Annotated in this window: 16 protein-coding genes and 1 tRNA gene; 9 read left to right on the forward strand and 8 right to left on the reverse strand. The window is 70.7% G+C overall.

The genetic code is table 11. From position 1 onward, the window contains the following. Positions 1 to 109 precede the first annotated feature (109 nt). From ABAZ39_RS01105 to ABAZ39_RS01120, 4 genes are all read right to left on the reverse strand, one after another. Positions 110 to 343 carry a DUF1150 family protein gene (locus ABAZ39_RS01105; RefSeq protein WP_038525869.1) on the reverse strand — a complete coding sequence of 78 codons (234 nt, stop codon included), beginning with the start codon at positions 341 to 343 and terminating at the stop codon, positions 110 to 112. Positions 344 to 418: 75 nt separating this feature from the next. Continuing rightward, positions 419 to 898, reverse strand: a complete 480-nt coding sequence (locus ABAZ39_RS01110; protein WP_014239222.1) for an Hsp20 family protein — start codon at positions 896 to 898, stop codon at positions 419 to 421. Between the two features lie 188 nt (positions 899 to 1,086). Further along, positions 1,087 to 1,512: a GtrA family protein gene (locus tag ABAZ39_RS01115; RefSeq protein ID WP_038525871.1), complete on the reverse strand. Its 426-nt coding sequence runs from the start codon at positions 1,510 to 1,512 to the stop codon at positions 1,087 to 1,089. Further along, on the reverse strand, positions 1,509 to 2,612 hold the full coding sequence (locus ABAZ39_RS01120) for a glycosyltransferase family 2 protein (RefSeq protein ID WP_038525873.1): 1,104 nt from the start codon (positions 2,610 to 2,612) through the stop codon (positions 1,509 to 1,511). The genes ABAZ39_RS01115 and ABAZ39_RS01120 overlap by 4 nt, the downstream gene beginning before the upstream one ends. Before the next feature lie 591 nt (positions 2,613 to 3,203). On the opposite strand from ABAZ39_RS01120, the gene ABAZ39_RS32770 reads away from it, so the two are divergent. Genes ABAZ39_RS32770 through ABAZ39_RS01145 form a run of 5 tightly spaced genes read left to right on the forward strand, consistent with a single transcriptional unit; the run spans position 3,204 to position 13,563 of the window. Beyond that, positions 3,204 to 5,366, forward strand: coding sequence for a response regulator (locus ABAZ39_RS32770; protein WP_051657733.1), 2,163 nt, complete (start codon positions 3,204 to 3,206; stop codon positions 5,364 to 5,366). Between the two features lie 59 nt (positions 5,367 to 5,425). Further along, complete coding sequence (locus ABAZ39_RS01130; RefSeq protein WP_144243442.1) at positions 5,426 to 9,325, forward strand: response regulator; 3,900 nt, start codon at positions 5,426 to 5,428, stop codon at positions 9,323 to 9,325. 57 nt (positions 9,326 to 9,382) lie between these two features. Next, the gene (locus ABAZ39_RS01135; protein ID WP_038525874.1) at positions 9,383 to 10,303 is read left to right on the forward strand and encodes a diguanylate cyclase; all 921 of its coding nucleotides are present in this window, start codon (positions 9,383 to 9,385) and stop codon (positions 10,301 to 10,303) included. 31 nt (positions 10,304 to 10,334) lie between these two features. Beyond that, positions 10,335 to 11,567 (forward strand): molybdopterin-binding protein, encoded by a 1,233-nt coding sequence (locus tag ABAZ39_RS01140; RefSeq protein ID WP_038525876.1) that lies wholly within the window; start codon positions 10,335 to 10,337, stop codon positions 11,565 to 11,567. A gap of 25 nt (positions 11,568 to 11,592) precedes the next feature. Further along, positions 11,593 to 13,563, forward strand: a complete 1,971-nt coding sequence (locus ABAZ39_RS01145) for a molybdopterin biosynthesis protein (protein ID WP_038525878.1) — start codon at positions 11,593 to 11,595, stop codon at positions 13,561 to 13,563. On the opposite strand, the gene ABAZ39_RS01150 is transcribed toward ABAZ39_RS01145, so the two are convergent. The 4 genes from ABAZ39_RS01150 to ABAZ39_RS01165 all read right to left on the reverse strand — a co-directional run bounded on the left by ABAZ39_RS01150 (position 13,541) and on the right by ABAZ39_RS01165 (position 15,593). Next, the gene (locus tag ABAZ39_RS01150; protein WP_014239231.1) at positions 13,541 to 14,443 is read right to left on the reverse strand and encodes a pirin family protein; all 903 of its coding nucleotides are present in this window, start codon (positions 14,441 to 14,443) and stop codon (positions 13,541 to 13,543) included. The two genes, ABAZ39_RS01145 and ABAZ39_RS01150, sit on opposite strands and share 23 nt — an antisense overlap. Positions 14,444 to 14,532: 89 nt before the next feature. After that, positions 14,533 to 14,811, reverse strand: a complete 279-nt coding sequence (locus tag ABAZ39_RS01155) for a hypothetical protein (protein ID WP_035671069.1) — start codon at positions 14,809 to 14,811, stop codon at positions 14,533 to 14,535. Positions 14,812 to 14,980: 169 nt separating this feature from the next. Continuing rightward, a tRNA-Ala gene (locus tag ABAZ39_RS01160) sits at positions 14,981 to 15,056 on the reverse strand. A 141-nt stretch (positions 15,057 to 15,197) separates the two neighbouring features. After that, the gene (locus ABAZ39_RS01165; protein WP_038525880.1) at positions 15,198 to 15,593 is read right to left on the reverse strand and encodes a TIGR02300 family protein; all 396 of its coding nucleotides are present in this window, start codon (positions 15,591 to 15,593) and stop codon (positions 15,198 to 15,200) included. A 206-nt stretch (positions 15,594 to 15,799) separates the two neighbouring features. Between ABAZ39_RS01165 and ggt the strand changes: the two genes are divergently transcribed. The 4 genes from ggt (at position 15,800) to rpsA (ending at position 21,521) form a co-directional block, all read left to right on the forward strand. Further along, on the forward strand, positions 15,800 to 17,566 hold the full coding sequence (gene ggt / locus ABAZ39_RS01170) for a gamma-glutamyltransferase (protein WP_038525882.1): 1,767 nt from the start codon (positions 15,800 to 15,802) through the stop codon (positions 17,564 to 17,566). A gap of 87 nt (positions 17,567 to 17,653) precedes the next feature. Then, entirely contained in the window at positions 17,654 to 18,991 is a 1,338-nt protein-coding gene (gene aroA / locus ABAZ39_RS01175; protein ID WP_038525883.1) for a 3-phosphoshikimate 1-carboxyvinyltransferase, read from the forward strand. Between the two features lie 5 nt (positions 18,992 to 18,996). Next, positions 18,997 to 19,659 carry a (d)CMP kinase gene (cmk, locus tag ABAZ39_RS01180; RefSeq protein WP_038525885.1) on the forward strand — a complete coding sequence of 221 codons (663 nt, stop codon included), beginning with the start codon at positions 18,997 to 18,999 and terminating at the stop codon, positions 19,657 to 19,659. A gap of 155 nt (positions 19,660 to 19,814) precedes the next feature. After that, a complete protein-coding gene (gene rpsA, locus ABAZ39_RS01185) occupies positions 19,815 to 21,521 on the forward strand; it encodes a 30S ribosomal protein S1 (protein ID WP_038525887.1) in 1,707 nt (568 codons plus the stop codon). The last annotated feature ends 63 nt before the right edge of the window (positions 21,522 to 21,584 follow it).

A 21,584-nucleotide genomic window follows, 5' to 3' on the forward strand; every position in this document is an offset into this window, starting at 1 on the left:
GTCCCGGAGCAATGTCATAGCACCGGACGTACAGAAACGAAAAGGGCCGGTCCGCGGTGGACCGGCCCTTTCGAAACCTCCGGGCGTCATCGGCAGGACGTCCCGGGCGTCAATGGACGCTCAGCGGCTCCATGTCGTTCTGGCGGACGGTGGCGAAGGCGACGTCGCGCTCGGCCAGCACCGTCAGCGGCGTGCCGTCGGCGGCGTGGACGGAGAAGGCCGGGGCGTCGTCGACGGTCACCGGCCGGACATAGGCCACATGGTCCAGCCCGAAGGTGGCGAAGTCCTGGGGCGACAGTTGGCGCAGGTAGGCCGCGGCCTTGTCGGTGTCGAAGCTGTTCATGACGCAGTCCTTTGGACGAAACGGTCGAGGAGGTGTAAGCGGCGGGCAATCGCGCTGGTTGAGCGTGAAGACCGGTCAGGCGTCGCCGCGGTCGGGCGCGACGTCGATGGTCTGCGGTCCGGCGGTGCCGCTGGCGGCCTGGGCGGGCTGCTCGATCTTGATGGTGCGGACCTTCGGTTCCGGCAGGGGCCGCTTGAGGTCGATGTTGAGCAGGCCGTTGTCGAGCGAGGCGCCGACCACCTCGATCCCCTCCGCCAGCACGAAGCTGCGCTGGAACTGCCGGGCGGCGATGCCGCGGTGCAGGTAGATGCGCGAGCGGTCGTCGGTCTGGCGGCCGCGGATGACGAGCTGGTTGTCCTCGATCTGGACCGACAGGTCCTCGGAGGTGAAGCCGGCCACGGCCAGCGTGATGCGCAGGCCCTCGTCCCCGATCTGTTCGATGTTGTAGGGCGGATAGCCTTCCGCGGAATTCTTGGCGATGCGGTCCAGCGTGCGCTCGAACTGGTCGAAGCCCAGGAGCAGCGGACTGTTGAAGAGCGAAAGACGTGTCGTCACGGCGCATCCTCCTCGAGAGGCGAGCGAGTTGCACATTGGGCCCGTTTCCGGCGCCCGGCTGGCTGGCGGCCCGAAAGGGGAGGATCGGCGCCGCTCCGTCATAGATTGGGGTAGGCCGCCCGGCGGTCAAGGTTCGCCGTTGCGGCAAAGCGACCCCGCCCTCCGGCGGGGTCGCTCGGGCCGCGGACTCAGACGAGGGGATTGGCGGCCGGTGCGGTGAAGACGAAGCGCCGGCTGGACCAGTAGTTCCAGGCGAAGGTGACGGCGGTCGCCGCGATCTTGGCGACCAGCGGCGGAACGGCGGGGACCAGCAGGCCGACCACCAGCGTGGACAGCCCCAGCCCGACGAGGTTGAAGGCCAGGAACAGCGGCAGGCGGCGGGCCATCGGGGCGGCTTCCCGGCGCATCCGGAAGGTCCAGCTGCGGTTCAGCAGGAAGCTGCACAGCACGCCGGCGCCGTAGCCCACGGCGTTGGCGGCCAGAACGGGAGCGCCGGCCAGCGACACCAGGGCCAGGAACAGCGCGAAATCCACCCCGGTGTTCAGCAGGCCGACCAGGGCGAAGCGGATGGCCGTCCAGGGAACGGCCCGTCTCCGGCCTTCCGTGCCGCTCAACTGTTGGCCCCGCTCTTGGCTTCGATGCGGGAGAAGGCTCCGGCGGCGGCGGCGATGCCGGTTCCCAGATGCACCACGACGGGGTCGGGCACGGCCTGCACGCCGGCTTCGGCGGCGGCGGCTTGGGCGGCGATCTGGGCGGCCATGGCGTCGGGATGGCGGGCGATGCGGTCCACCACGAACAGCGGCCGCTGTTTGGTCTCCATATAGAGCCGTCCCAGATACTCGCCCAGGACGCCCAGAATCAGGAGCTGCGTGCTGCCCAGCACCAGCGAGACGACCATCACGCTGGTCCAGCCGGGAACCGTCGCGTGCTGCGACCAGCTCACCAGCGCGTAGCCCAGCGCCAGCAGCGCGCACAGAGCGAAGAAGAAGCCGACGTAGGAGGCGGCGCGCAGCGGCTTGATGGAAAAGCTGGTGATGGCGTCCACCGCGAAGCGGATCATCTTGCCCAGCGGGTACTTGGTCTCGCCGACGGCGCGGGCCTGCCGGTCGTAGGGCAGCGGCTCCTGCTTCAGCCCGATCCAGCTCACCATGCCGCGGATGAAGCGGTGCTGCTCCGGCATGGCGTTCAGCACCTCCAGGGCGCGGCGGCTCATCAGGCGGAAGTCGCCGGTGTCCTTGGGGATATCGATGTCGACCAGCCGGTCGAGCAGACGGTAGAACAGCGCCGCCGTGCCCTTCTTGAACCAGGTCTCGCCGTCGCGGGCCATGCGGGTGCCGTAGACCACGTCGGCCCCGGCGTCCATGCGGGCCATCATGGTCGTCAGCAGCTCCGGCGGGTCCTGCAGGTCGGCGTCGATGATCAGGATGCGCTCGCCCCGGCAGACATGGAGACCGGCGGTCAGGGCGAGCTGGTGGCCGTGGTTGCGCGACAGCCGCACCCCCGTCACCGCCGGATCGTCTCGCACCAGAGTGGCGATGCGGCCCCAGGTGCCGTCCCGCGACCCGTCATCCACCAGGATCAGCTCATAGCTCTCCCCGACCTCGGCGCGGCAGGCCGCGGACACCCGGCGGTGCAATTCGCCGATCCCCTCGGCCTCGTTGTAGCAGGGAACCACCACGGACAACCGCGGGGCCCCGGCAACGGCGTGCTGCATGAACCTTCTCCCGTCACCGCCTCCCGTCCACACCCCCGGCCCGATGCTGTCCCGCCGCCGGCTTTCACGGCGTGAAACCCAACGGAGGACCCCTTCAGGCGAGCGCGCAGACCTCGGGCGACACCGGCGCGGTACCGCCGGCATCCCGTTTCGCCAACGGGATCGCAGGCCATTTTGCCTCGCCGGAATTCGGTACTAATCCGGTCATGCGCCCACCACGCCGGCCCGGCCGGCAAAAGTCCCCGGAACGTCACAGGCCTATGGCATTTGCGACGATTGCCGGTGCGTACGGGGTGCCCCAAAGGGCGTGATGCAGCGCGGAACGCGGGGCCTTTCCCGTGCCGGGGCACCGCCGCTCCGCCACCCCGGACGGCGATGCCGGGTGGGGTGCCTCCACCGGGTTGCCTATGACGGGCGACCACCTCCGGAGCGGCACGTCCCTTGCGTGAAAACGGCGAACGGGCGGACCGGAACGGAGCGGCATCCGCCCGTATGCCGGGAATGCATCGCACGATGCGAATCCGTGTCGCGCCACACAAGCAAAATGCAAAACGGCATCGCCAGAGGGTTGCGATGGCCGAAGGGGTTGCAATGAACATGGTTTCCAGCGAACTGCTGCTCGGGCTGGCCCAGAACATTGGACTGTTCGCGGTCGTGGCGGTCGTCTTCCTGCAGATCCGCAGCCGCGCCGCCGGCTGGCCGGCGCCGCTGGCCAACGCCCTGCTGGGCCTGATGTTCGGCGGGGTGGCGGTGCTGGGCATGGCCGATCCGGTGCAGGTGGCGCCGGGCCTGTTCATCGACGCGCGCAACGTCATTGTCGGTCTGGCCGGCCCGTTCGGCGGTCCTCTGGCCGGGGTGGGGGCGGCGGCGGTGTCCGGCGCCTTCCGCGTCTGGATGGGCGGTCCGGGAGCGGTGGCGGGAGTCACCTCTCTGACCGGGGCGGGCCTGATCGGTGTTCTGGTGGCCGTGGCGGCGCGGCGGAGCGGGCGGTTCGGCAACCGGCATCTGGCCGTGCTGGCCCTGCTGGTGACGGTGATGGCGCCCTTCAGCTTCCTGCTGCTGCCGCCCGACATGGCGCGCCGGCTGATGGACACCGCTCTGGTGCCGCTGAGTCTCGGCAACTTCTTCGGAACGCTGGCGCTGGGCACCTTCCTGCGTAAGGAGCAGGAGCGCCTCGATCTCCAGATCGCCCTCACCGAAAGCCAGCGCCGCTTCGCCGCGACGGTGGCGAACCTGCCGGGCGGCGTGTATCAGCGGGTGCTCGGGGCGGCCGGCCGGCTGCGCTTTCCTTATTGCAGCCCCGGATTTTTCCAGGTGATGGGCCTGCCGCCGACGGAGCGGGTGACGCTGGAGGCGCTGAACCGCATCCTCCATCCCGAAGACCGCCCGCGCGTCTACGCCTCGATCCACGCCTCCGCCGAGACGCTGGACCCCTGGAATCTCGAATACCGGATCGTCCGGTCCGACGGCGAGATCCGCTGGATCAGCGCTTCCAGCCGCGCCGTCCGGCGCGACAACGGCGACATCGTGTGGGACGGCATCGTCACCGACGTCACCGAGGCCAAGCGCAACGAGCAGGCGCTGATCCAGGCCCGCCTGGAGGCCGAGGCGGCCAGCCGCGCCAAGGCCGAGTTCCTGGCGACCATGAGCCACGAGATGCGCACGCCGCTGAACGGCATCCTGGGCTTTGCCCGCCTGCTTCTGGACGAGGACCTGACACCCCGCCAGAACCACCACGCCCGTCTGGTGCGCGACGCCGGGCGGTCGCTGCTGACGGTGATCGAGGATGTGCTGGACTTTTCCCGGATCGAGGCGGGACGGCTGGTGTTGACGGACACCCCCTTCGCCATCCGCGACCTGATCGCCAACTGCGCGGCGGAACTGCTGGTCCGCCGCCGTCTGGTGCGCATCCTGCTGGCCGAGGATCTGGCGATGAACCGGGAACTGATCGTCGCCATGCTGCTGGGGGCGGGCCACCGCGTGGACGCCGTCGCCGATGGGCGGCAGGCGGTGGATGCGGTGCAACGCGGCGTCTACGATCTCGTGCTGATGGACGTGCACATGCCGGAGATGGACGGTCATGCCGCCACGCGGGCAATTCGCGGCCTGCCGTCGCCGGTGGGAAGCATCCCGATCCTGGCGATGAGCGCCAGCGCCCTGCCCGACGAGGTCCAGCGCTGCCACGACGCCGGCATGAACGGCCACATCGCCAAGCCGGTGGACCGTGCCGCCATGCTGGACGCCATCGATCACGCGGTGGGCAAGGTCCAACAGTATGGTACCGCCACGGCGGTCCCGGTGGCCGCGATGGGAATGGGCGCTTTGCCGGATACCGTGGCGGAGCCGATTCCGCTCCGCCAGCCGCTCGATCTGGCGATGCTGCGCCAGCTGTCGGACGACCTGGGGGAGGACGCCTGCGCCCGTCTGGCCGCCGCCTTCCTCGACGAACTCCCCCGGCGGATGAGCCGGCTGCGCGCGGGCGGCGTGGCCTTCGTCCTGGCGGGTGGCATGGCGGTGGAGGCGCAGGCGCTGATCGCGCCGTCGGCCAGCCTGGGGCTGGTCCGGCTGGCGTCCGCCTGCCGCGCGCTTTGCGCCGCCCTCCGTGCGGGGCGCCGGGACGAGGCGGCCGGGTTGGCCGGCAGCGTTGTGGATGCGGCGGAGGAGGGGGCGCGGGCCCTGCGCGAGGCCCTGCCCGGCGACCGGGCGGAGGCCCTTTTCAAGTCTCTTGCGAAGGACATCGTCCGGACGCCATAATTGCCATGTGCGGCAATTTTTTCTCCTCCGGCGTGCGCCGGACTGGGCGGACACCGGTGATGGACGAAGCTTTCCTGACGGCGGAGGGGCCCGCCGCGGCCACCCGCACGCGGCTGCGGACCTTGCTGACGACCATCGTCGGGGTGATCACCCTGTTCGGAGTCGGCCTCTGGGGGGCGGCCACCTGGGCCGACCGCGACGAGGCGGTGAGCCACGCCCGCGACCGGACGCTGAGCGCCGCCCGCCTGCTGCATGAGCATGTGCGCCGCACCGTCGCCACCAGCGATCTCGTGCTGCAGCGCGTGGACGACCGGCTGCGCGTGCGGGATATGGAGGTGGTCGGGCGCGACGTGCCGCTGTGGCAGGAACTGCGCGCCATGGCCGACGCCATGCCGGAGGTCAGCGCCATCTTGATTCACGATGCCGCCGGCAACGGGCTGCTGACCACCCGTCAGTTCCCGACGCCGCCGATGAACAACGCGGATCGCGCCTTCTTCCAGGCCCACCGGAGCGGCGAGGCGTTCCACATCGGCGGGATGATCCGGGGCCGGATGTCGGGCCGGCCGACCTTCACCATCAGCCGCCGCATCGGAACGGTGGAGAATTTCCAGGGCGTTGCCCACATCGCTCTGGATCTGGACTACTTCCGCTTTTTCTTCGAAGGGTTGAACATCGGCCGCGGGGGCGCCGTCGCCCTGTACCGCGAGGACGGAACCCTGCTGTTCAGCCTGTCCGGCCAGGACAGCGGCGCGCCGCCGTCCGCGGCATCACCGGACCTGCCCCCGGTGCCTCCCCCGATGGACGAGGCGCCGCGGTCCACCGGCGGCACGGTCTTCAGCCGGTCCCCGGTGGACGGGTCGGAACGGATCGTCGCCAACCTGCGGGTCCAGGATCTGCCGCTGATCGTTCAGGTCGGCATGTCGCAGGAGGAGGCGCTGACACCCTGGCGCGAGCGCACGATTCACGGCGGCCTGCTGGTCCTGCTGGCGGTGGCCGCCTGCGCCGCGCTGGCGGCGGCGGCGGCGGCGCGCAGCCTGTCGCGCGAGGAGGTGGGACGCCGCCGGCTGGCCGAGACGAACGCCGACCTGGACGCCACCGCCCGCAGCCTGGAACAGGCCAATCGCGCCTTCGCGGGGGCCAACCGCCGGCTGAACCTGATCCTGCAATCCGCGTCGGAGGGCATCTGCGGCGTCGACCGGGACGAGCGGATCACCTTCGCCAACCCCGCCGCCTGCGCGCTGACCGGCTACACCAACGAGGAGATGCTGGGCCGCAGCCTGCATGTGCTGCTGCATCACACCCGCGCCGACGGCACGCCGGCACCGACCATCGACTGCCCGGTCTTCGAGGTGCTGCGCACCGGCGAGGCGCGGGGCGGCTCGGAGGACATCTACTGGCGCAAGGACGGCACCAGCTTCCCGGTGGAGTTCGCGGCGTCGCCCATGCTGGAGGACGGGCGGGTCGAGGGCGCCGTCGTCGTCTTCCACGAGATCGCCGAGCGCAAGCGGGCCGAGGAGGCGCTGCGCCAGGCCAAATCCGTGGCCGAGGCGGCCAGCCGCGCCAAGAGCGAATTCCTGGCCAACATGAGCCACGAGATCCGCACGCCGATGAACGCCATCCTGGGTCTGGTCCATCTGATCCAGCAGACTGACCTGTCGTCGCGCCAGCGCGACTATGCCCAGAAGATCCGCGTCTCGGCGCAGTCGCTGCTCGGCATCCTGAACGACATCCTGGACTTCTCCAAGGTCGAGGCCGGCAAGCTGGAGCTGGAGAGGGTGGAGTTCCGCCTCGACGACCTGCTGCAGAACCTCGCGGTGATCGTCGGCGCGGCGGCGCAGGACAAGGACATCGAGGTTCTGTTCTCGGTCGGGCCGGAGGTTCCGCTCGACCTCGTCGGCGACCCGCTGCGCCTGCAGCAGGTGCTCATCAACCTCGCCGGCAACGCCATCAAGTTCACCGAGGCGGGGGAGGTGGTGGTGTCCGTCCGCGCCGTCGAGGTGGCGGAGGAGCGGACGGTTCTGGCCTTTTCCATCCGCGACACCGGCATCGGCATCGACGCCGAGCAGAAGGAGCGCCTGTTCCAGGCCTTCAGCCAAGCCGACAGCTCCACCACCCGGCGCTACGGCGGCACCGGCCTCGGGCTGGCCATCTGCACGCGCCTGGTCGCCCTGATGGGCGGCGTGATGGATGTGGCGAGCGAGCCGGGCCAGGGCAGCGATTTCCATTTCACCGCCGTCTTCGGGAATCCCGCCTTCGGGCTGGCCGGCCTGGCCGGGGCCGGGCGGATGGGCGCCGGGCGGGCGGGAGAGCGGCCGATGCGCTCCCGTGTGGTGCCGCGCGGCCTGTCCGTGCTGGTGGTGGACGACAACCTCACCGCGCGCGAGGTGCTGGGGGAGCTGGTCACGTCCTTCGGCTGGAAGACCTCGCTCTGCGCGTCGGGGGCCGAAGCGATCGTGGAGCTGGAGCGCGCGACTGCCGCGGGGCAGCCCTACGACATCGTGCTGATGGATTGGAAGATGCCCGGGATGGACGGGCTGGAAACTTCCCGCCGCATCCGCGACGACGGGCTGGTAAAGGCGCCCGTCATCATCGTGGTCTCCGCCTTCGGACGCGAGCGGATGGGCGCCGGGTCGGGGGACGAGGGGCTGGAGGAGCTGGGACTCGGCGGCGCGCTGGTGAAGCCGGTCACCGCCTCCTCCCTGCTCGACGCGGTGATCGACGCCTATGGGTGCGGCACCCGGGGCGACGCGCCGGAGGCGACGCCGCTGCACGCCTGCGCGGCGCATTCCGCCGGTCTCCTGCGGCCGCAGCAACTGCGCCCCCTGTTCGGGCAGCGCCTGCTGCTGGTGGAGGACAACGGCATCAGCCAGGAGGTGGCTCGCGAAATCCTGGAGCGCGCCGGTGCCCGCGTCACCCTGGCCGGCAACGGGTACGAGGCCATCGCCTGCGTCGAGGAGGCTAATCCGCCCTTCGACCTCGTCCTGATGGACGTGCAGATGCCGGAGATGGACGGATTCGAGGCGACGCGCCGGCTGCGCGCCCGGCCCGCCGGGCAGGGGTTGCCGATCATCGCCATGACCGCCAGCGCCCTGCCGTCCGACCGTCAGCGGTGCCTGGACGGCGGCATGGACGACCACATCGCCAAGCCGATCGACGTGGACCAGCTGTTCTCCGTGGTGACGCGCTGGCTCGGCCAGCCGGCGGGCGGTCTGGGGGCCGGTGGCTTGGGAGTAGGTGGTTTGGGGGCGGGCGCGCCGATCCTGCCCAAGCCCATGCCGTCCGCGGCCCGCGCGGCGCTTCCCTCCGAATTGCCGGGCATCGACGTGAAGGACGCGCTGCATCGGCTCGACGGCGATGTCGGGCTGTTCCGCAAGTTCGTCACCGATTTCGCCCGGACCTATGACGGCGTGGCCGATGGCATCGCCGTCGCCCTGGCCTCCGGGGATCTGCCGCGGGCCAAGGCGCTGGGGCACGAGTTGAAGAGTCTCGCGGGCAACATCGGCGCCCGCACGCTGTCCGCCGCCGCGGACGCCGTGCAGATCGCCGCCTTCCGCGGGGACGGGGCGGCGGCGGCGGCGCAGCTGCCGGTTCTCCGCGCGGAGCTGGAAGCGGTTCTGGATTCCGCCGCCCGGCTGACCGTTGCGCCGGGGCGCGCCCACGGCAGCGCTCCTGGCGGCGGTTCCGGCGGTGCTTCCGGTGGTGTCGGGGGCGGTGGGGAACCGGCGATGGACATCCAGACGCTGGAACCCATGCTGGACCGTTTCGCCCGGTTGCTGCGCGACAGCAACTTCGCCGCCGCGGAGGAGTTCGCCGTCCTTGCGCCGCCGCTGGCCGACTGGATCGATCCGGTGTCGATGAAGGCGCTGTCGTCGGCGGTCGATGGCCTCGACTTTACAAAAGCTCAAGGAATCTTGCGCAGGATCATGCTGGATCTCGGCCTGTCCCTGCCGGCCGACTGACCCGCTTCGCACCACACGCATACCGCCTTCCGGGAACCCGTTCTCCAGGAACCGATCATGACCGATGCACGCTCCAAGATCCTGGTGGTCGACGACATCCCGTCGAATGTGCATGTGCTGAGCCGCATCCTGAAGGACGACCACGACATCTACTTCGCCACCGACGGGGCGAAGGCGCTGGAGCTGGCGCAGTCCCGGCTTCCCGACCTCGTTCTGCTGGACATCATGATGCCGGGCATGGACGGCTACGAGGTCTGCTCCCGGCTGAAGGCCGAGCCGGTCACCCGCGACATCCCGGTCATTTTCATCTCGGCCAAGAGCGAGGTGGAGGACGAGACCTATGGGCTGGAGGTCGGCGCCATCGACTTCATCTCCAAGCCGATCAGCCCGCCCATCGTCAAGGCCCGCGTGCGCAACCATCTGCTGCTGAAGCGGCAGACCGACCTGCTGCGCACCCTGTCCTTCAACGACGGCCTGACCGGCATCGCCAACCGCCGCCGCTTCGACGAGGTGATGCTGCGCGAATGGCGGCGCTGCGGGCGGGCGCAGCTTCCGCTGTCGCTCATCATGCTCGATGTCGACCAGTTCAAGCCCTACAACGATCATTACGGCCATCAGGCGGGCGACGAGTGCCTGCGCGCCGTGGCCCAGCTCCTGGCCGAGCAGATGATGAGGCCGGGCGACCTGGCCGCCCGCTACGGGGGCGAGGAGTTCGTCTGCCTGCTTCCCGAAACCGACGAGGACGGGGCGGTCCAGGTGGCCGAACGCCTGCGCCGGACGGTGGCCGAGCGGCGCCTGCCGCACGCGGTGTCCCACGTCGCCGACCACATCACCATCAGCCTGGGCGTCGCCACCGCCCGGCCGACGCTGGACGACACGCCGGACCGGCTGAGCCAGCTTGCCGACGGCCTGCTCTACGAGGCCAAGCGCGCCGGCCGCAACCGTGTGTGCAGCGGCGGCGTGGAGGTTGCGGTATAAGGGGCTGACCTGAGGCATCACGGGTGCAGCCATGACCGCGGCCAGAGCCGGAGACGACAGCGCGACCGGAGGCCGGCTTCCTTTTGCAGCGACTCCGTCCGACGTGCGCGGGCGCGGATTCTCCAGCCGCGCCTCCCTGCCGGTCATGGAAGGCTGGATCGACGCCGCCGTCACTCCTCTGCCGCCGCGCGCCGTGGCGCTCGCCGACCTCGCCGCGACCCTGGCGGAGGGCGTGGTTCTCGCCGCGCCGCTGACCGCGCCGGGAGACTGGCCGCCCGCCGACCGGGCCGCCCGCGACGGTGTGGCGGTCGCCTCCAGCGACACGCTCGGCGCCGGCTCCTACAACCCGGTTCCGCTGCCGGATGCCGTGACGGTGGCGGCGGGCGAGCCGATGCCGCCGGGAGCCGACGCGATCCTGCCCGTCGAATGCATCCAGACCGACGGCCCCTTCGTCGAGGCGCTGGGCAGCGCCGCCCCCGGCGAAGGCGTAGAGCGGCAAGGGGAGGGCCTGCGCGGCGGGACGGTTCTGCGGGTGGCCGGGCACCGGCTGCGCCCGCAAGATCTCGGACTGCTCGCCGCGCTGGGGATCGACACGGTGCGCGTCGGCGCCCGCCCGTGGGTGCGCGTCGTGCTGGCCGGAGGGCCGCGGTCCGGTCCCGAGACGCTGGGCGCCATGCTGACCGCGCTGGTGGCGCGGGATGGCGGCGTGGTGGAACTGGTGGGGCCGCTGCCGGCGGACCGCACCGTCCTGGCCGCCGCCTACGCGGCCCCCGGCGCCGACCTGCTGATCTCCGCCGGGCGCACCGGGGTGGGGGACGACGACGTGGCCCCCCTGGCACTGGCCGACGCGGGAGGGCTTGCCCTGCACGGCGTGGCTCTGCGCCCCGGCGATTCGGCGGCGCTGGGGACGGCCGGCGGCGCGCCCGCCGTGCTGCTGCCCGGCGAACCGATGGCTTGCCTGACGGCCTACGAGTTGCTGGCCGGGCGGGCGGTGCGCCGTCTGGCCGGGCGGGACCCGGCGCTACCGCATCCGGCGGTCCCCGCCGTGACGGTGCGCAAGCTGGTGTCGGAGATCGGCTGCACCGAACTGCACCGCGTGCGTCGGACGGCGGATGGGCTGGTCGAGCCGGTGGCCTCCCCGCACCGGCCGGGTCTGGCCGGGGCGGTGCTGGCCGACGGCTTCGTGCTGATCCCCGCGGACAGCGAGGGCGTCCCGGCGGGGGCGACCGTGACCCTGCGCTGTTTTGACGGTACAAGTCTCTGAACAGAATTAAGCGAGGGGGGAGGGCGTGTCCAACCAGGACATCCGGCGGTTTGTCGCCCAGGCGGCCCGGCAGGAGCAGTTTCTCGAGGTGGTGAGCCGCGATGAGGCGGAGGCGCGGTTCCGCCGCCATCTCGACCTGACGCCCAAGGGGGCGGAGACGGTGCCGCTGGGCGCCGCGCTGGGCCGTGTGCTGGCCGCCGATGTGGTGGCGGAGGTCGATGTCCCCGGCTTCGACCGTTCCTCGGTGGACGGCTTCGCGGTGCGCGCCGCCGACACCCAGGGGGCGGGCGAGGACACGCCGGTCGTTCTGCGCCTGAACGATGAGGTGCTGTCCGCCGGGCGCGTCCCGGCGCTGACCGTCGCCCCCGGCACGGCGACGGTGCTCGCCACCGGCGGCATGCTGCCGCGCGGCGCCGACGCCGTGGTGATGGTCGAACACACCGAGTCGCATGAGGAGGGCGACGCCCTTCTGGTGGAGATCCGCAAGCCGGTGGTGCCCGGCGCCTTCGTCGCCGCCGCCGGGTCGGACATCGGGCGCGGCGAGACGGTGATGCGCCGCGGGCAGGTGCTGACCTCGCGCGAGATCGGCGTTCTGGCGGCCATCGGGCGGGGCGAGGTGTCGGTGGTCCGCCGCCCCCGCGTGGCGATCCTGTCCACCGGCGACGAGATCGTCGCCCCGGGCGAACCGATCCGGCCCGGCGCCGTCTATGATTCGAACGCCGCCGTCCTCGCCGCCGCTGTGGAGGAACTGGGCGGGGAGCCGGTCCGGCTGGGCATCGCCCGCGACGACGAGGCGGAGCTGGCGCCGCTGGTCGAGCAGGGTCTGGCCTGCGACGCGCTGCTGCTGTCGGGCGGCACGTCGAAGGGGGCGGGCGACCTGTCCCACCGCATCATCAGCCGCCTGAGCGACCCCGGGATCGTTGCGCATGGCGTCGCGCTGAAGCCCGGCAAGCCTCTGTGCCTGGCCGTAACGAAGGGCAAGCCGGTGGTGGTCCTGCCCGGCTTCCCGACCTCCGCCATGTTCACCTTCCACGAGTTTGTCGCCCCGGTTCTGCGCGCGCTGGCTGGTCTGCCGCCCGCAGCGAAGGAGAGCGTGGACGCGACGGTGCCGATGCGGCTGGGATCGGAACGGGGCCGAACCGAATATGTGATGGTCTCGTTGGTGCGCGGGGCGGACGGGGGGCTGGCGGCCTATCCGCTGTCCAAGGGCTCCGGCGCGGTGACCGCCTTCAGCGCGGCGGACGGCTTCATCGCCATCGACCCGCAGGCCGAGGCGGTGGAGGCCGGCACCCCGGTGTCGGTCCAGCGCATCGGGCGCGACACCCGCCCCGCCGACCTGATCGTGATCGGTAGCCATTGCGTCGGGCTGGACGCCATCACCGGCCGGCTGGTCGGGGAGGGGCTGACGGTCAAGGCGCTGAACGTCGGCTCCATGGGCGGCCTCGCCGCCGCCCGGCGCGGCGAGTGCGACGTGGCGGCCATCCATCTGATGGACCCGAAGAGCGGCGCGTACAACCACCCCTTCCTGACCCCGGCGCTCGGCCTCGTGACCGGTTACCGCCGCCTTCAGGGCATCGTCTTCCGCAAGGGCGACGTTCGTTTCGAAGGCAAAACGGCGGAGGAAGCCGGTCTGGCGGCGGCGCAGGATCCCGACTGCATCCTGGTCAACCGCAACGCCGGCAGCGGCACGCGCATCCTGACCGACCGGCTGCTCGGGGCGGCGCGTCCCACCGGCTATTGGTCGCAGGCCAAGTCGCACAACGCCGTGGCGGTGGCGGTGGCCCAGGGCCGCGCCGACTGGGGCGTCGCCATCGAAAGCGTCGCCACCCTCTACGGGCTGGGCTTCCTGCCTCTGCAGGCGGAGCATTACGACTTCGTGATCCCCAACGACCGCCGGGACCGGCCGGCGGTCCAGCGCTTCCTGGCGGCGCTGGCCGATCCGGCGGTGCGGGAGAAGCTGACGGCGCTCGGCTTCACCGTTCCGGAAGCGGAATGAACTCCGTCTCGCCGGGAACGGCGTCGAACCGGCCGGCCTTCCATTCGGCCTTGGCCTGTTCGATGCGGTCCTGGCGGCTGGAGACGAAGTTCCACCAGATGTGGCGCGGGCCGTCCATCACGGCGCCGCCTAGCAGGATCAGGCGGGCGGCGGTTTCGGCCTCCACCGTCACCGCGTCGCCGGGACGCAGCACCAGCAGCCGCCCGGACTCGAAGCGGTCACCGTGGATCGTCACGGTACCGTCGGCGATGTAGAGCGCCCGCTCCTCCGTCTCGCGGTCGATGGGCAGGCGGGCGCCGGCGTCCAGCGACGCATCGACGTACAGCGTGTCCCACAGCGTGTTCATGGGCGAACGTACACCGTACGCCTCGCCCGCGACGACGCGCAGCCGCTTGCCCTCGCCCTCCACTACCGGCAACTCGTCGGCGCCGAGATGGACGAAGGCGGGGTCGGTCTCCTCATGGGTCTTGGGCAGCGCGACCCAGGACTGGATGCCCGACAGCAGCCGGTCGCGCCCGCGCTCGTCGGTGGCGGAGCGTTCGGAATGGGCGATGCCGCGCCCGGCGGTCATCCAGTTCACCGCCCCCGGACGGATCGGCAGGACGGTGCCCAGGCTGTCGCGGTGCAGGATCTCGCCGTCGAACAGGTAGGTGACGGTGGCCAGCCCGATGTGCGGGTGGGGGCGCACGTCGATTCCCGCCCCGGCCTTGAGGATCGCTGGCCCCATCTGGTCGAGGAAGACGAACGGCCCGACCATCCGCTTGCGGACGGAGGGCAGGGCGCGCCGCACCTCGAACCCGCCGATGTCGCTGGTGCGCGGGACGACCACCGTTTCCAGCCAGCCGTCCGGAGACTCGGTCGATGTTGGCGCCGTCGTCATGCTTGTTCTCCCGTTCCCGAAGCCTGTTCCCAATGGTGGGTGCCACCAACAGGTGGGGACCGGCGCCGCGAATGGGAGGGGGAAAGCGTTCAGTGCTTGGGGGTGCCGCAGCCGCCGCTTCCGCAGCCGCAGCCGCCGGCCGGGGCGGTGACATGGATGGCGCCGCGCGCCGTGGCCAGCAGCACGTCCAGCGGGATGCCGGTGGCCTTGGCGAGATCGTTCAGGCTGGCGCTGTCGGGCACGCCGACGCCGGGGTTGAAGACCGGGTGGATCTGCGCCAGCCGGCCCACGGCGTCCGGATCGACGGCGTTCAGCGCGCCCAGGGTGGTCTCGCCCGTCAAGGTGTTAGCGATCAGGATGTCGGCCATGGCGTGTCCGAAGCGGGAGGAAAGGGGAATCGGCGGAAGCCGACGGTGCCGCCCGACCAAAGAGCGTTCCTTGACGCCTGTCAAGACGGTGGTGGCGGAAGGAATGGGAAGAAAAAGACGCTGAAACGCCGAAGGGCCCGCGCGGTGTTGCGCAGGCCCTTCGGGTGTTTGGTGGAGCCAAGGAGGATCGAACTCCTGACCTCTACAATGCCATTGTAGCGCTCTCCCAGCTGAGCTATGGCCCCGAAACTCTGGGCGGCGAGCCTTGCGGCCTGCCTCGGTGGAGCGGGATATTGGTCAGGACGGGGGTCCGATGCAAGAGAAAAATTCAGCCCCGCCCAGCTTTTTTCCGCTCACCCGCCCCCGTCTTTCAAGGGGGAGCGCGATCAGCGCTCCTCCTCGTCCTCGCCTTCGACGTCGACGACCTCGTCCATGTCGTCCTCGCCCAGCTCCGAGGTGTCCTCGATCAGGACATCGTCCTCGTCCTCGGGCGTCTCGTCGGTTTCCTCGATGTCGTCGACGGTCACATCGTCCTCGACCTCGTCGAGTTCCGTCGACTCTTCGTCCTCGGTCTCGGTCTCGGTGTCCTCGTCCGAGGAGACCACCGGGGCCTTCTTGACATCGTCAACCGGCGCCGGGCGCGCCTTGCGGGACTTCAGCAACGCCTCGGGATCGAACTGCGCTCCGCAGCTCGGGCACACCGGCGGGTCCTTGCGCAGATCGTAATAGCGCGCGCCACAGCTCGGGCAGATGCGCTTGACGCCCCATTCGGGTTTGGCCACGCCTCGTCCTCCGTCACGTTCCTAGGGAATGCCCAATTCGGGAATTGCAAGCCGCGCCCTTTGCCACGCCAGCGGGCGCTTGTCAAAAAAAAGTTCGCTGAATGTCGCCGTCGACGTGGCAGGGCCGTCGGCCGGTGCCAAACTTCACCCTGCGGTGGTCCTTCGGGTCGCCGACAAGGATACCATGATAATGGGGGAGGAAGCCGATGCCGATCCTGCTGTCCCGCCGCTGGCGGGCATTGCTGACCGCCGGCCTGCTGGCGGCGCTGCCGCTGGAGGCCGCAGCCCAGACGGCGCCGTCCGCGGCGGGCGACGTGGCGCCGGAACGCGCGACCGGGCGCGGCAGCCGCAGCGTCGACACCGCCACGCGCCACATGGTGGCCGCCGCGAATCCGCTGGCGGCGGAGGCCGGGCGGGAGATCCTGCGCGCAGGCGGCAGCGCGGTGGACGCGGCGATCGCCGTGCAGCTCGTCCTCAATCTGGTGGAACCGCAAAGCTCCGGCGTCGGGGGCGGCGCCTTCTTGATCCATTACGACGCCGCAACGAAGGCGGTGACCTCCCTCGACGGGCGCGAGACGGCGCCGGCCGCGGCGACTCCGGAGCGTTTCCTGGGGGCGGGCGGCAAGCCGATGCCCTTCTACGACGCGGTGGTCGGCGGCCGGTCCGTCGGGGTGCCGGGCACGGTGATGCTGCTGGAGCACGCCCACCGCACCCACGGCAAACTGCCCTGGCCCCGCCTGTTCGAGCGCGCCATCGCGCTGGCCGAGAACGGCTTCACGGTCAGCCCGCGGCTGAACGGCCAACTGGCGATGGAGAAGCACCTGCCGTCCAACCCTGCGGCGCACGCCTATTTCTATCAGCCGGACGGCACGCCCTGGCCGGTCGGCCAGGTGCTGAAGAACCCGGAGTTCGCGGCGACCCTGCGCGCCATCGCCGAGAAAGGCTCCGCCGCCTTCTACGAGGGTCCGATCGCCGCCGACCTCGTCAAGGCGGTGACCGGCCACCCCACCAACCCCGGCGACATGACCGAGGCCGACCTGAAAGCCTACCGGGTGAAGGAGCGGGAACCGGTCTGCGGCCCCTACCGCGCCTACACCCTGTGCGGCATGGGGCCGCCCAGCTCCGGCGGGGTCGCGGTGCTGCAGATGCTGGCCGTCCTGGAGGGCCGCGACATGGCCGCCACCCGCGGCGATCCAGCGCTGGCGGCGCATTGGATGTCGGAAGCCGGGCGGCTCGCCTTCGCCGACCGCGGGCTCTACCTGGCCGACCCGGACTTCGTGGCGGTGCCGGTGAAGGGGCTGCTCGACCGTGGCTATCTGGCGGGCCGCGCCGCCCTCGTCGGCGAGCGGTCCATGGGCAAGGCGCAGGCGGGCGAGCCGCCCTTCCGGGAAGGCCGCGCCTGGGGCTTCGCCGAGGCCGAGGAGCACGGCACCAGCCACATCTCCGTGGTGGACGGGGCGGGCAACGCCGTCGCCATGACCACCACCATTGAGGACGGGTTCGGCTCCCGCCTGATGGTGCGCGGTTTCCTGCTGAACAACGAGTTGACCGACTTCGCCTTCACCCCGACGGAGGACGGCAAGCCGGTCGCCAACCGGGTCGAGCCGGGCAAGCGGCCGCGCAGCTCAATGGCGCCGACCCTGGTCTTCCGCGACGGCGCCTTGGTGGCTTCGGTGGGGTCGCCGGGCGGCAGCAACATCATCAATTACGTGGGCAAGACGCTGGTCGCGCTGCTCGACTGGAACCTCGACCCACAGGCGGCGGTGGACGCCCCCAATTTCGGCAGCCGCAACGGCCCGACCGAGCTGGAGCAGGGCACCGAGGCGGAGGGCTGGATCGCGGCGCTGGAGGCGCGGGGGCACACGGTCAAGGCGATGGAGCTGACCTCCGGCACCCAGGCGATCGTGGTGACCGGTCCGGGGCTGTCCGGCGGCGCCGACACCCGGCGCGAGGGGGTGGCGGTCGGCGACTGATCGCGGGAGCCGCGCATCGCTCGCATCGCCTTGCCCGCTGTGCTAGGTACTCCGCCCTGGTCACATTCTTGTCTGGGGAGTCCTCCCATGCTGCAGGCGAAGCCGCTTCGCTCATCCTCCACCGGCGCGCTGGCCGGCACCATCCGCGTGCCGGGCGACAAGTCGATTTCGCACCGGTCGCTGATGCTGGGTGCCGTTGCGGTGGGCGAGACCGTCATCCACGGCCTGCTGGAAGGGGAGGACGTGCTGAACACCGCCGCCGCCATGCGCCTGCTGGGCGCCCAGGCGGAGCGCGGCGGGGACGGCGTGTGGCGCGTGCGCGGCGTCGGTCTGGGCGGGCTGGCGGAACCGGCGCAGGTGCTCGACATGGGCAACAGCGGCACGGCGGCGCGCCTGCTGATGGGCCTCGTCGCGTCGCACCCGATCACCTGCGTCTTCACCGGCGACGCCTCTCTGAACAAGCGCCCGATGGCCCGCGTGACCGGCCCGCTGGAGCAGATGGGCGCGCGCTTCGTCGGACGGTCCGGTGGGCGGCTGCCGCTGGCCGTGGTCGGCAGCGACCGCACGGTGCCGATCACCTACCGCCTGCCGGTGGCCTCCGCCCAGGTGAAGTCGGCGGTCATCCTCTGCGGCCTGAACACCGCCGGCACCACCACCGTGATCGAGGCGGAGCCGACCCGCGACCACACCGAGCTGATGCTGCGCCATTTCGGCGCCACCGTGACGACCGAGCGGATGGAGGACGGCGCGCTGGCCGTGTCCGTCGTCGGCCAGCCGGAGCTGACCGGGCGCGAGATCGTCGTGCCCGCCGACCCCAGCTCCGCCGCCTTCCCGGCGGTCGCGGCGCTGCTGCGCCCCGGCTCGGAGCTGCTGCTGCCTGGCGTCGGCATGAACCCGCGCCGCACCGGCCTCTACGACACGCTGGTCGAGATGGGCGCGAACATCGCCTTCGAGAACCGCCGCGACGAGGCGGGCGAGCCGGTGGCCGACCTGCGGGTGAAGCACGGCCCGCTCAAGGGCATCGTCGTTCCGGCGGACCGCGCCCCCAGCATGATCGACGAGTATCCGATCCTCGCCGCCGCCGCCGCCTGCGCGGAGGGCACCACCGTCATGCTCGGCCTGAAGGAGCTGCGCGTGAAGGAGAGCGACCGCCTCGCCATGGTCGCCGACGGGCTGACCAAGTGCGGCGTGAAGGTGGAGGTCGGGGCCGACGACAGCCTGACCGTCTACGGCACCGGCAAGCCGCCGCAGGGCGGCGCCACCGTCGCCACCGCCATGGACCACCGCATCGCCATGAGCTTCCTGGTGCTGGGCATGGCCACGGCCGAGCCGGTGCAGGTGGACGACGGCGCCTTCATCGACACCAGCTTCCCCGGCTTCGTCGCCCTGATGAACGGCGTCGGCGCCAAGATCGCGGGGGTGTGAGGGCGATGGGTCTGGTCATCGCCATCGACGGCCCCGCCGCCGCGGGCAAGGGCACGCTGTCCAAGCGGGTCGCCCAGACCTACGGCTTCGCGCATCTCGACACCGGGGCGCTCTACCGCGCCGTCGGTGTCGCCGTCCTGCGCGCCGGCGGCGACCCGGCGGATGCGGAGGCCGCGGCACAGGCCGCCCGCGCGTTGCGGCCGGACGACGGCATCCTGAACGACCCCGCCCTGCGCAGCGACGAAGCGGCGCAGGCGGCCTCCAAGGTCGCCGCGGTGCCGGCGGTGCGGGCCGCCCTGCTCGATTTCCAGCGGCGCTTCGCCACCACCCCGCCCGGCGGCGCGCCGGGGGCGGTGCTGGACGGGCGGGACGTCGGAACGGTCGTATGCCCGAACGCCGATGCCAAGCTGTTCGTTACCGCTTCCGTGGAGGTGCGGGCCGAACGGCGACTCAAGGAGTTGCGGGAACGCGGGATTCCGGCTATACCGTCCGACGTCCTGGAGGACATGAAGGCCCGTGACGCGCGCGACAGCCAGAGGACGGTAGCACCGCTCCTGCCGGCTGCCGACGCTTTTGTGCTTGATACCTCCGCCCTCGACGCCGACCAGGCGTTCGCAGCGGCGACCGCCTTTATCGGAACGAAAACCGGTTTCGGCCCCAAGGTCTGAGCATCAGGGTCCGGGCGCTTCGGCCCTCCAACGGAACATATGTCAACCAAGTCGCCGGGCGTGGTGCCCGGCGCGGTGGTCCCATCGGGGGCCGGCCCGTTTTGCCGCGGGACGGACCATGGCGGGATCGCTTTCGGCCAACCTTAGGAGTTTCAATGGCACAAGCTATGGCCCGGACCGGCGAGAAGGAAAGCTTTGCGGCTCTGCTCGAGGAGTCGCTCGGCACGGCCGAGTCCCTCGAAGGCTCGGTCGTCAAGGGCCGCGTCGTCTCCGTCGAGAACGACATGGTCACCATCGACGTCGGCCTGAAGTCGGAAGGCCGCGTCGCGCTGAAGGAATTCGCCGTTGCCGGCCAGCCGCCCGAGCTGAAGGCGGGCGACACCGTCGAGGTGTATCTGGAGCGCATGGAAGACAAGAACGGCGAAGCCGTTCTGTCGCGTGAGAAGGCCAAGCGCGAAGAGGCCTGGGCGCTGCTGGAGAAGTCCTTCCAGGACCAGACCCGCGTCACCGGCGTCATCTTCGGCCGCGTCAAGGGCGGCTTCACCGTCGACCTGTCGGGCGCCGTGGCGTTCCTGCCGGGTTCGCAGGTGGACATCCGTCCGGTCCGCGACATCTCCCCGCTGCTGGGCACCCCGCAGCCGTTCCAGATCCTGAAGATGGACCGCTCGCGCGGCAACATCGTCGTGTCGCGTCGCGCCGTGCTCGAAGAGAGCCGCGCCGAGGCCCGTTCGGAGCTGGTGGCCAACCTCAAGGAAGGCCAGGTTCTGCAGGGTGTGGTCAAGAACATCACCGACTACGGCGCGTTCGTGGATCTGGGTGGCGTCGACGGCCTGCTGCACGTCACGGACATCGCGTGGCGCCGCATCAACCACCCGTCCGAGGCCCTGCAGATCGGCCAGACCGTCACGGTCCAGGTCATCCGCTTCAACCCGGAGACCCAGCGCATCAGCCTCGGCATGAAGCAGCTGGAAGCCGATCCGTGGGAAGGCGTGGAAGCCAAGTACCCGGTCAGCTCGCGGTTCAAGGGTCGCGTCACCAACATCACCGACTACGGCGCCTTCGTGGAGCTGGAGCCGGGGATCGAGGGCCTGGTGCACGTCTCGGAGATGTCCTGGACGAAGAAGAACGTCCATCCGGGCAAGATCGTGTCGACGTCTCAGGAAGTCGAGGTCATGGTCCTGGACGTCGATCCGCAGAAGCGCCGCATCAGCCTGGGCCTCAAGCAGTGCCTGGACAACCCGTGGGAGACCTTCCTCGACAAGTTCGGCCCGGGCACGGAGCTGGAAGGCGAGGTCAAGAACATCACCGAGTTCGGTCTGTTCGTCGGTCTGCCGGGCGACATCGACGGCATGGTCCACATGTCCGACCTCGACTGGAACAAGTCGGGTGAGGAGGCCATCGCCGAGTACAAGAAGGGCGACCGCGTCAAGGTCAAGGTCCTGGACGTCGACGTCGAGAAGGAGCGCATCTCCCTCGGCATCAAGCAGCTCGCGAACGATCCGTTCGAGGCTGCCACGGCCGGCCTGAAGAAGAACGAGGTCGTCACCTGCACCGTCACCCAGGTCACCGATGGTGGCATCGAGGTCACGGTCGGCGAGGGCTACACCGGCTTCATCCGCAAGTCGGACCTGTCCCGCGACCGTTCGGAGCAGCGTCCGGACCGCTTCGCCGTCGGCGAGAAGGTCGACGCGAAGGTCACCCAGATCGACCGCGGCTCCCGCCGCATCTCGCTGTCCATCAAGGCCCGCGAGATGGAGGAGGAGAAGCAGGCGATGGCCGAGTACGGTTCGTCCGACTCGGGCGCCTCGCTGGGCGACATCCTGGGTGCGGCTCTGAAGCGCAAGCAGCAGAACGACGAGTAAGGCATGTCTCTCCCTCTCCCCTGCGCAAGCGGGGGAGGGTCGGGGGGCCCGCCTCTCGCACTC

Origin of the sequence: Azospirillum argentinense, from assembly GCF_000632475.1 — a bacterium.
In the GTDB taxonomy this organism is placed as follows: domain Bacteria; phylum Pseudomonadota; class Alphaproteobacteria; order Azospirillales; family Azospirillaceae; genus Azospirillum; species Azospirillum baldaniorum.